Annotated in this window: 10 protein-coding genes and 1 pseudogene; 8 read left to right on the top strand and 3 right to left on the bottom strand. The window is 36.9% G+C overall.

Going from position 1 to position 11,148, the window contains the following annotated elements; genetic code table 11:
• Positions 1-407 precede the first annotated feature (407 nt).
• Complete coding sequence (gene nadA, locus ACFSW4_RS04715) at positions 408-1,508, bottom strand: quinolinate synthase NadA (RefSeq protein ID WP_054755028.1); 1,101 nt, start codon at positions 1,506-1,508, stop codon at positions 408-410.
• A gap of 13 nt (positions 1,509-1,521) precedes the next feature.
• Complete coding sequence (gene nadC / locus ACFSW4_RS04710) at positions 1,522-2,358, bottom strand: carboxylating nicotinate-nucleotide diphosphorylase (protein ID WP_377327761.1); 837 nt, start codon at positions 2,356-2,358, stop codon at positions 1,522-1,524.
• Between the two features lie 120 nt (positions 2,359-2,478).
• Between nadC and ACFSW4_RS04705 the strand changes: the two genes are divergently transcribed.
• The 3 genes from ACFSW4_RS04705 to ACFSW4_RS04695 are packed head-to-tail and all read left to right on the top strand — an operon-like array spanning position 2,479 to position 4,137.
• On the top strand, positions 2,479-3,342 hold the full coding sequence (locus ACFSW4_RS04705; protein WP_377327759.1) for a cysteine desulfurase family protein: 864 nt from the start codon (positions 2,479-2,481) through the stop codon (positions 3,340-3,342).
• Positions 3,321-3,623 (top strand): aminotransferase class V-fold PLP-dependent enzyme, encoded by a 303-nt coding sequence (locus ACFSW4_RS04700; RefSeq protein ID WP_369405129.1) that lies wholly within the window; start codon positions 3,321-3,323, stop codon positions 3,621-3,623. The genes ACFSW4_RS04705 and ACFSW4_RS04700 overlap by 22 nt, the downstream gene beginning before the upstream one ends.
• Entirely contained in the window at positions 3,595-4,137 is a 543-nt protein-coding gene (locus ACFSW4_RS04695; protein WP_377327757.1) for a transcription repressor NadR, read from the top strand. The genes ACFSW4_RS04700 and ACFSW4_RS04695 overlap by 29 nt, the downstream gene beginning before the upstream one ends.
• A gap of 30 nt (positions 4,138-4,167) precedes the next feature.
• Here ACFSW4_RS04695 and ACFSW4_RS04690 read toward each other — a convergent pair whose 3' ends face one another.
• On the bottom strand, positions 4,168-4,317 hold the full coding sequence (locus tag ACFSW4_RS04690) for a DUF4044 domain-containing protein (protein ID WP_279402054.1): 150 nt from the start codon (positions 4,315-4,317) through the stop codon (positions 4,168-4,170).
• 158 nt (positions 4,318-4,475) lie between these two features.
• Here ACFSW4_RS04690 and ACFSW4_RS04685 point away from each other — a divergent pair, with 158 nt between their 5' ends.
• The 5 genes and pseudogenes from ACFSW4_RS04685 to ACFSW4_RS04665 all read left to right on the top strand — a co-directional run bounded on the left by ACFSW4_RS04685 (position 4,476) and on the right by ACFSW4_RS04665 (position 10,999).
• The gene (locus ACFSW4_RS04685; RefSeq protein ID WP_377327755.1) at positions 4,476-6,134 is read left to right on the top strand and encodes an acyl-CoA mutase large subunit family protein; all 1,659 of its coding nucleotides are present in this window, start codon (positions 4,476-4,478) and stop codon (positions 6,132-6,134) included.
• A gap of 21 nt (positions 6,135-6,155) precedes the next feature.
• Positions 6,156-6,967: pseudogene (gene mce, locus ACFSW4_RS04680) on the top strand (methylmalonyl-CoA epimerase).
• Entirely contained in the window at positions 6,967-8,514 is a 1,548-nt protein-coding gene (locus ACFSW4_RS04675) for an acyl-CoA carboxylase subunit beta (protein ID WP_377327753.1), read from the top strand. Before mce ends, ACFSW4_RS04675 begins: the two are co-directional and overlap by 1 nt.
• Positions 8,515-8,534: 20 nt before the next feature.
• Entirely contained in the window at positions 8,535-9,668 is a 1,134-nt protein-coding gene (locus ACFSW4_RS04670) for a M20/M25/M40 family metallo-hydrolase (RefSeq protein ID WP_377327751.1), read from the top strand.
• Between the two features lie 89 nt (positions 9,669-9,757).
• Positions 9,758-10,999, top strand: a complete 1,242-nt coding sequence (locus tag ACFSW4_RS04665) for a DNA polymerase IV (protein ID WP_377327749.1) — start codon at positions 9,758-9,760, stop codon at positions 10,997-10,999.
• Positions 11,000-11,148: the final 149 nt, after the last annotated feature.

Below are 11,148 nucleotides of genomic sequence, written 5' to 3'. Positions count from 1 at the left end.
ATTACAGAAATGTCATTTAATCTTTATGGAAGTTAACTATAGTTTTTTAAAAAAAATTTATAAGCTTACTATTGGCTGGTATGACAACATTTCCCGAGGGAGTCTCGTGTATTTCCAATGCTGGTTAAGATTTGGAGTATTTGCTTTTCAGGTTGGCCTGACACTCCTGCGGGAAAGCGAGCCAGGCGAGACCCCACAGAACGTTACGTAGTGGCGTTCGAGGAGGCTCTCGGATCGCCCGCGGAAAGGGAAGGCCTAAAAGTTTTCAGTAAAAGAACCAAGACATGAAAAATTGTAGAGCCAAAAAGTTGATCCCGAATCAGTAGCGAGACCATTCTTTTAGCTGTCTAGTTTTTTTAACTTTTAACTTTTCAGGGTACAGTTTCAGTGTCTTCTAGGCTTTTCTGTTAAAGACTTAACATTCGATCTAAAGCAAGTTTCGAATAATAGGACACTTCTTCATTCACCTTTATTTGGTTAACAGGGTTACCTTGTTCAATAGAATCTAAGCTCCAAGCAAGGTGAGCCAGATCGATACGGTTCATCGTTAGACATGGGCACATATGAGGATTTAAAGAAATAATTTGTTTATCTGGATGTTCCTTAATGAGTCGTTTAACTAAATTCATTTCGGTTCCAATAGCCCATTTTGTACCAGATGGTGCGTTTTCAATCGTGTCAATTATATATTTCGTTGAACCATTATAATCTGATAATGCTACAACTTCTCTTCTGCATTCTGGATGTACGATGACTGACATGTCTGGGTGTTCATTTCTGACCTGCTTGATGTTATGTTCGGTGAAATTCTCATGAACAGAACAATGACCTTTCCAGAGTATAACTTTGATATTCTGTAAGTCTCCTTCATAAATTAAAGTCTCGGTTATAGGATTCCAAACCGCCATTTGATCAAGTGGAATACCTAAGTTGTAAGCTGTATTTCTGCCAAGGTGTTGATCTGGAAGGAATAAAAGGCGCTCTTTCTGAGTGAAGGCCCATTCCATAACTCTTTTAGCATTTGAAGACGTAACCGTTGTTCCGCCGTTTTGACCAACAAATGATTTTATGGCGGCAGTTGAATTTACATAAGTCATGGGCAAGATCGTATCTCCAAACTTGCTAGTTAGTTCGTCCCAAGCCACTTCAGTTTGTTTGATATCAGCCATATCCGCCATTGAACAACCAGCTCTAAGGTCAGGTAAGTAAACGGACTGGTGATCACTTGATAAAATATCAGCTGTTTCAGCCATAAAATGAACCCCACAGAAAACGATGTATTTAGCAGTCGTATTGGCAGATAATTGTGCTAATTGAAGGGAATCACCCCTAGCATCAGCAAACTTCATGACTTCCTCTTTTTGATAATGATGGCCTGGAATAAACAATTCATCGCCTAAATTTTGCTTAATCTTTGAGACTAAATCGTTAAGCTCATCAGAATTCATGTTTTTATATTGGTCAGGTAAAGTAGAAATCGATTGTTCCATTTGAGTTAATAAATTCATTGTTAATGCCCCCTTAAGCATAAATTTTTACATCTGCACTAATATCCAATGATTCAATTTGGTGTGTTAAACATCCTAATGAAATGACATCAACCGGTAGATTCGAATATTTAGGTAAGTCTTGAAGTGTGATGCCGCCAGATACTTCTGTCAAAACGGTAGTAGGGATGAGGTTTAATAAATCAGGCAAATCCTTTACCTCAATATTGTCTAATAATATGCAATCAACATTTGCATCAACAGCTTCAAGTACTTGGTGTTGATCCTCAACTTCAACAACGACTTTTATCATGTGACCAACTTGTTTTTGTACTTTATGTACTGCTTCTGTAATCGATCCACAAAAAGCGATATGATTATCTTTAATCATGACAGCATGATCTAAGCCATAACGATGGTTAATACCACCACCTTTTGTAACAGCGTATTTTTCTAGCATTCTTAATCCAGGTGTTGTTTTCCTTGTATCACTTATGCGCGTATGTCTGCTATTTAATAGTTTGACAGCTGAATTTGTCTTAGTTGCAATCCCGCTCATCCGTTGTATTAAATTTAGAACAACTCTTTCACCAGTGAGTAAGTCTTTAACGGGCCCCGATATTTGTGCCACCATTTGACCTACTTCAACTTGATCACCGTCATGAACGAAAGATTTTACTTCTATTAGAGGATTTATAGATGAATAACCAACTCTAATAATATCCTCTCCACAAAAAATCCCATTCGATTTCGAAACAATCTGTAATTGTCCTTCTTGATTCTCAAAAATGGAGTCTGACGTTAAGTCTTTATATCCAATATCTTCTATAAAAAATTCTTCTATTTGTTTTTTTAATTGCAACCTATTCATCGTAACCTACCCCCTTTGACATATATGTTAATAAAATTTTACACCTGTCTTGACATCTATATTTACATATAATTAAATAAATGACAAGAGAGTAATGAAAAAGTAATGGGGAATGATTTGATGAAATACTTCGATTATGCTGCAACAACTCCTATGAGTGAAGAGGCTATTAAAACGTTTGTGTCTGTATCTCAAAAGTATTATGCGAACACAAACAGTCTTCATGAGATGGGTGAGCAATCTAAACAACTTTATGATCAGTGTAGAACTCATTTAGGAAGTTTAATTGGTTCAAATCCGGATCAATTGTTCTTTACTAAAGGCGGGTCTGAAGCTAATATATTAGCTATTGAAAGCTTATTAAAAAGGCACCACGGAAAGCACATCATTGTATCACAAGCTGAGCACAATTCTATTATTGAAATGTGTCATCAAAAAGAGCGAGAAGGCTATAACGTGACCTATTTGTCTTTTAACCAAAATGGTCAGGTAGATCTAACTGAATTAAATTCAGAATTACGTTACGATACGGCAGTAGTTATTGTTCAACATGTAAATGGAGAAATTGGAACGATACAGCCAGTAGAAGAAATCGCAAACATTTGTAAACAAAATGGTGTGTTTTTTCATGTCGATGCTGTGCAGAGTTTCGGAAGATTAAAGCTATCACATCTACCTGAACGAGTTGATAGTTTAAGTGTGTCGTCCCATAAGGTTTATGGACCTAAGGGAGTAGGGTTACTATATTTAAATGAAGCTAACAATAAGGGCATTGAAAGACTATTATTAAAAGGAAATACGATTGATTTACCAAGTGTTGCAGCATTTACTGTTGCTGCTTACGAAATTATAAAGCAGCAGACTTTTGAAGAAACTAGACTAAGTAAACTTAGGAATCAGTTAATAAATGAGTTAGAGGTCATTCATAATGATTTGACGATGGCAATACTGATCAAGCGCAAATTCCATCTATTATTGGATTAGGAATTAATGGCATTGAAGGTCAGTGGGTCATGTTAGAATGTAATCGAAATGGATTTGCAATTTCAACTGGAAGTGCTTGTGATGTAAAATATAATAAAACGGCGAACGCATTAAAAGCATTATCAGTCACTGCTGAACAAGGGAAAGAGTTTTTCCGAATATCATTAGGAACACATACAACTGAAGAAGACATCATATCGCTTTCTCATTTTTTAATTAAGATGACGAAAGATTTCAAAGGAGGTAAAGTGAGTGCCAAAACAGAAAATGACAGCCGATGAGCGAAGGGATTATATATTGTCCTTATTATTAAATTCTGAAGAACCTTTATCAGGAAGGCAAATTGCTGACAAAGTTGGGGTTAGCAGGCAGGTCATAGTTGGTGATATGGCTTTACTTAAGGCAAAAAATGAACCGATACTTGCAACGAGTCAAGGATATATCTATATGAAAGATACTCAAGAGGACCGTGGTTTTGAAAAAACAATTGCTTGTTATCATAAGCCAGAGGATACGGAGAAGGAGTTAAACATTTTAGTTGATCACGGTGTGTTTGTTAAGGATGTGTCGGTAGATCATCCTGTATATGGGGAGTTTACAGGACAATTAAGAATATCAAACCGAAAAGAAGTCGAGACTTTTGTTAAGCATATCGACTCGTCCAAAGCTTCATTATTATCCGAATTAACCGATGGAATTCATTTACACACGATAAAAGCCGATCGTGAGGAATTATTAGAACAAGCTGAACAGGCTTTAGAAGAAGCAGGATTTTTAGTTAATAAAAAGGTATGAGCACTCTGCTCATACCTTTTCTTTTCGTTATTATATAAACATAGCAGCCGCAAATGTAAATGTGGAAAGCAGCATGGCGATAATCATCAACCAAATAACAACAGTTGTTAACGTTGAACGTTTTCTTCTTCTTGATGAAAAAGGAGCTTGTGGCTGCTTTTTCTTCTGTTTGTTAGACACGATGGATTCCTCCCCTAAAATAATACGCTATAGTTTATTGTAAAAGAAAATGAAGGATTGGACAAGATGAAACTTTCCTTTAAAATAGAAATAGGAAAGAAAATTCTTAAAAATAGATTTAATTAGCGAATTTGATTAGCTTGAAGGGAGAATAACGTATGGGGAAACAATATGATGAAGCGAAACAAGCATGGCAACAAAAACTTACTAAAGCCCAGGAGCGTTTTCCAGAGCGCAAGGACTCATTTGTTAATAGTTCAGAATTAGAAATTGATGCACTTTATTTACCGAAGCAAGAAGCTTTAGAAGAGGATTACATAGAAAAGTTAGGATTTCCGGGTCAGTATCCATACACTAGAGGGATTCAACCAGGAATGTATCGAAGCCGTTTTTGGACGATGAGGCAATATGCTGGATTCGGTTCTGCAAAAGAGACAAACAATCGTTTTCGTTACTTGCTTGATCAAGGACAAACTGGCTTATCTGTCGCATTTGATTTGCCGACCCAAATTGGCTATGATTCTGATGATCCTATGGCAGAAGGAGAAGTCGGTAAAGTTGGAGTAGCGATTGATTCTTTAGAAGATATGGAAACATTACTCGAAGGGATTCCGTTAGATAAGGTTAGTACTTCAATGACGATTAATGCTCCTGCTTCTGTTTTGCTTTGTATGTATATTGCAGTCGCAGAGAAGCAAGGCGTACCGAAAGAGAAAATTACTGGTACCATTCAAAATGATATTTTAAAAGAATATATAGCTCGAGGAACTTACATTTATCCGCCAAAGCCGTCTATGAGATTAATTACCAATATATTTGAGTACTGTGCTAAAGAAGTACCTAAATTCAACACGATTAGTGTTTCTGGTTACCATATTCGTGAGGCTGGTTCAACAGCTGTTCAAGAGGTCGCGTTTACTTTAGCGAATGGTATAGCTTATGTCAAAGCGGCTATTGAAAGCGGTTTAGATGTAGACCAATTTGCACCAAGACTCGCGTTTTTCTTTAATGCTCATAATAATTTCTTTGAAGAAGCGGCTAAATTTAGAGCTGCACGCCGTATTTGGGCCAAAATAATGAAAGAAAAATTCAATGCTAAAGATGAAAAAAGCTTAAGATTACGTTTTCATACTCAGACAGGTGGTTCAACATTAACAGCTCAGCAGCCTGATAACAACATTGTTCGTGTGGCACTTCAAGCTCTATCTGCTGTATTAGGTGGTACACAAAGCCTTCATACTAACTCAAGAGATGAAGCATTAGCATTACCAACTGAGGAGTCAGCTCGTATTGCTCTTAGAACGCAACAAATCATTGCTCATGAAAGTGGAGTTGCTGACACTGTTGACCCACTTGCAGGTTCTTATTTTATTGAAGATATGACTGATCAAATTGAAAAAGAAGTGTGGGCATATATTGATCGTATTGATGAAATGGGTGGAGCTGTACAAGCTGTGGAAGATGGCTATATGCAACGAGAAATTCATCAAGCGGCATATGAAGCACAAAAACGAATTGAATCAAAAGAAGATATCATTGTGGGTCTAAACGAATTTCAATTAGAAGAAGAACTGCAAGCAGATCTACTAAAAGTGGATGAACAACTAGAAAAAAATCAAGTAAAACAGGTACAAAAAGTCCGATCTAATCGTAATCAATCGGAAGTTGAAGATAAATTAGATGCTCTTAAACAGGCTGCTAAAGATGACCATGTTAATCTAATGCCTTTTATTTTAGATGCAGTTCGGTCTTATGCAACCGTCGGAGAAATTTGTAATGTACTAAGAGATGAATTTGGAGAGTTTACTGGAGCATAATGTGATTTGGAGGGGAATTGAATGAATCAAAAAATAAGAGTACTCATTGCAAAACCAGGCCTAGATGGCCATGACCGTGGCGCTTTAGTTATTGCCCAAGCTTTAAGAGATAGTGGTATGGAAGTCATTTATACTGGTTTAAGACAATCAGCTCAGCAAATTGCTCAAGCTGCCATTCAAGAAGACGTAGATGTCGTAGGATTATCTTCTCTTTCCGGAGGTCATAAGGCGTTATTTCCTAAAGTTGTAGAAGAGTTAAAAAACAGAGGTGCAGATGATATTCCCGTCATTGGTGGGGGCGTGATACCAGAAGATGATGTACCTTATTTAGAAGAAAAAGGAGTTAATAAGATTTTTACTTCAGGTACCCCAACAACTGATATTGCAACGTATATAAAAGAGTTAGTAAGTGGTGAAGCTATATGAATAAGATTGCCCATATCGGAATAGCTGTTTCTAACTTAGAGAAGACCATTCCTTTTTACCGAGATCAATTAGGGTTAACATTTAAAGGTACTGAAGAAGTGAATTCAGAAAATGTGAAGGTCGCTTTCTTTAAGATTGGAGAAAGTGCCATTGAACTTCTTGAACCATTAAATAGAGAGTCACCAATCGCGAAATTTATAGATAAAAAAGGTGAAGGAATTCACCATATTGCCTTGGACGTAGATGATATTAGACAAAGATTAAATCATCTAAAGACCAATGGCATACCGTTAATTCATGAGGAACCAAAAGAAGGGGCTCACCAAAGTCAGGTCGCTTTCCTACATCCAAAAGCAGCAAATGGAGTATTATTTGAACTTTGCGAACAGAGACAGGGGGAAGAATAATGGATATTTATGATAAGATTAATGAACTTTATGATAAACGCCGTAAAGTAGAGTTAGGTGGCGGTGATGCTAAGATACAAAAACAGCGCGATAAAGGTAAGATGACCGCTCGTGAGCGTATTGATTACTTATTAGATGAAGGGTCTTTTGTTGAACTAAACCCGTTTATTGAACACCGCGTATCTGATTTTGGAATGAATGGTAAAGAAGTTCCTGGAGAAGGTGTTGTGACCGGTTATGGTACAATAGACGGACGTCCGATTTATTTATTCGCACAGGATTTCACTGTATATGGTGGAGCACTTGGCGAGATGCACGGAAAGAAAATAGCAGCCGTGATGGATTTAGCTGCTAAAAATGGCACACCTTTTATCGGGCTAAATGATTCTGGTGGCGCGAGAATTCAAGAAGGAGTTGCATCATTAGACGGATATGGCCATGTGTTCTATCGTAACTCCATTTATTCTGGTGTCATTCCTCAAATTTCTGTTATTATGGGTCCATGCGCAGGCGGAGCTGTCTATTCTCCTGCTATTACTGATTTTGTCATTATGGTCGAAGAAACATCACAAATGTTTATAACTGGACCAAAGGTTATTGAAACCGTAACAGGTGAAAAAATCACATCTGAGGATTTAGGTGGAGCAGATGTACATAATAGTAAAAGTGGAAATGCACACCTTAAAGCTAAATCGGAGGAAGAAGCTTTAGACCAAGTTAAAAAGTTAATTCATTATTTGCCTCAAAACCAAGAGGAAAAAACTCCTAAAGCAACGGTGCCTGAACAAGAGGATTTAAGGCATGAGTTAACAGATCTCATCCCTTTTGACTCTATTCGCCCTTATGATGTTAGAACAATTATTAACGAAGTAGTCGATGAAGGTTCATTCTTTGAGATCCATCCTGATTTTGCTAAAAACATCGTCGTAGGGTTCGCGAGAGTAAACGGTGAATCAGTAGGTTTAGTCTGTAACCAGCCAAAATTTCTTGCTGGTGGTTTAGATATTGATTCTAGTGATAAGGCGTCACGCTTTATTCGTTTTTGCGATTCATTCAACATTCCTTTAATTACATTTGAAGATGTAACAGGGTTTTTCCCAGGCGTTAAACAAGAGCACGGTGGAATCATTCGTCATGGAGCTAAAATCTTATATGCTTATTCAGAAGCTACCGTTCCTAAGATTACGGTGATTACTCGTAAAGCATATGGAGGAGCATATGTTGCACTTAACAGTAAATCAATCGGTGCTGACCTAGTATTTGCATGGCCAAATGCTGAAATAGCTGTTATGGGACCAGAAGGTGCGGCTAATATTATTTTCTCAAAGGAAATTAATGAAAGTGATCACCCTGAAGAAACAAGACAAAATAAAATTAGTGAGTACCGTGAAAAGTTTGCTAATCCTTATGTAGCTGCAGGACTTGGTATGGTCGATGATGTCATAGACCCAAGAGAAACAAGAGTTAAATTATCACAAGCGTTAGAAATGTTAAAGAACAAGAAAGAAGAAAGACCTAAAAAGAAACATGGTAACATTCCGTTATAAATCTTTGGAGGTGTCACAGCATGAGTGAAATTCAAGTTAACCAAGAACGGCTTGTTAAAGAATTTATGGAATTAGTACAAGTTGATTCTGAAACAAAACACGAAGAAAAAATTTCAGAGGTATTAAAACAAAAATTTACTGAATTGGGTTTAACAGTAGAAGAAGACCAAGCTAAAAAAGAAACAGGTCACGGAGCAAATAATCTTGTTTTTACATTAAAAGGTGATAAATCTGAAGCTCAGCCGATTTATTTTACGTCACATATGGATACCGTTGTTCCAGGTAACGGAATTAACCCATCAATAAAAGAAGATTATATCGTATCTGACGGATCAACCATTTTGGGGGCTGATGATAAAGCTGGTATTGCAGCGATGTTAGAAGCAATTAGAACACTTAAAGAAACAAATGCCTCTCATGGTGACATTCAATTTGTTATTACGGTTGGAGAAGAATCGGGATTAGTTGGAGCAAAAGCTTTTGATTCTAATTTATTAAAAGCGAAATTCGGTTATGCAATTGATAGTAATGGTACAGTCGGAAATATAATTGTTGCTGCACCAACACAAGCGAAATTATATATCACGGCACGTGGAAAAACAGCTCACGCTGGTGTTGCACCAGAAGAAGGAATCTCAGCTATTACACTTGCAGCTAAAGCTATAGCCAAAATGCCACTCGGCAGGATTGATGATGAGACAACTGCTAACATTGGCCGGTTTGAAGGCGGGAAAGCAACGAATATAGTTAGTGATGAAGCGTATATCTTAGCTGAAGCAAGATCACTCGATCCTGAAAAATTGGAAAAACAACTAGAAAAAATGAAAAAAGCTTGTCAGGATGCTGAAAAAGAATTAGGCGGCTCATTCGATGTTGATATCCAAATTATGTACCCAGGATTTAAGCATCAAGATGGCGATCAAGTGGTTGAAGTTGCCAAAGCTGCGGCTAAACGAATTGGACGAGAGAGTGAGCTTGAAAAAAGTGGTGGCGGTAGTGATGCAAATATTTTTGCAGGCCTAGGTGTCCCAACTGTCAATCTTTGTGTAGGATATGAAAACATTCATACAACGAATGAACGAATGCCTGTTTCTGAACTTATTAAAATATCTGAATTAGTCACTTCAATTGCTATTGAAGCTGCTAATCAGTAAAATGTTAAAGTGCTTGGTGTTTTTTGAATGCCAAGCACTTTTGTTATAATTAAGGTTATTAATTTTATTTAATACATTGGGTGGTTTTGATGAAACAAAAGGGAAGAATTATCTTTCATGTGGATATGAATAGTTTTTATGCTTCCGTGGAAATGGCTTATCGACCTGAATTAAAGGGCAAACCCGTTGCCATAGCAGGAAATCCTGACGAGAGGCGTGGGATTGTCGTTACTAGTAGTTATGAAGCCAGAAAACGAGGGGTCAAAACGACGATGCCGTTATGGCAAGCATATGACCATTGTCCAGAATTAATTGTATTAAGACCGAAATTTGATCGGTATCGCGAAGCATCAAAACATATATTTTCGATTCTTTCTGAAACCACTCCAATAGTACAGCCAGTATCCATTGATGAAGGATTTATGGATTTGACCGATTATATGGGTGATGAAAACCCTATTCAATTTGCGGAACAGTTACAAAAACGTATTTTAAATGAACTTGATCTCCCTTGCAGCATAGGGATAGCACCCAATAAATTTTTAGCCAAGATGGCTTCTGATATGAAGAAACCAATGGGAATTACAGTATTAAGAAAACGAGAGATACAACAAAAGCTTTGGCCACTAGATATTCATGAAATGTATGGGGTCGGACAAAAGACTGCTGAAAAGTTAAAGCTAATTGAAATTAATACAATAGGCGATCTAGCTGAAACGAATGTTTTAACATTAAAAAATTTACTCGGGGTTAACGGTGAGAGGTTACATCAACGAGCTAATGGAATTGACCATAGACCAGTTGATCCTGATGCTGTAAATGAGTTTAAAAGTATTGGAAATTCAACGACGTTACCTTATGACATGACTGATTTACCTAGCATATATAAAGTATTTGACCAGCTTTCTGAAAAAGTGGAGCAACGTTTAAAATATAAAAATGTTGTAACAGAAAATATTCAAATCATGATTCGATACCATGATCGGAAAACAATTACGCGTAGTAAGCAGCTTAAAGAATATATTGAGACTAAAGAAGAGATTGTTTCGTTAGCTAAAAATCTATTTCAGGAGCATTGGAATGAAGAACCGATTCGTCTATTAGGTGTAACAGCTCAACAGTTAACGTCAAAGGATGAACTTTACAAACAACTGGACTTATTTAGTTATGAAGAAGAAGCGGAAAAAGAGAAATTATACTTAGCTATGGATCAAATTAAAGAAAAATACGGAAAGAATGTCTTTGTGAAATTAAATGATTCAAAACCTAATATCAGCACTAGTTTTCAAAAAGATTTTCTAAACGACTATAAAAAAGAACGAGAAGAGTAGTACCAAATAACTCAATAAGTAAGTCCGTACGAAATCGTACGGACTTTTATTACGTCTTTAAAAACCACACGCTCTGCGTGTGTGACAATGAAGCTTTTAGAGTGGTAACAAAAAAGATCTCCTCTCGGTTATAATGAACATTGGCCGTC

It is taken from the genome of Piscibacillus salipiscarius, from assembly GCF_042685285.1.
Lineage (GTDB): Bacteria > Bacillota > Bacilli > Bacillales > Alkalibacillaceae > Piscibacillus > Piscibacillus salipiscarius.
Note: the sequence above shows the minus strand (reverse complement) of the source record. Positions and strands in the feature narration are given on the sequence as shown.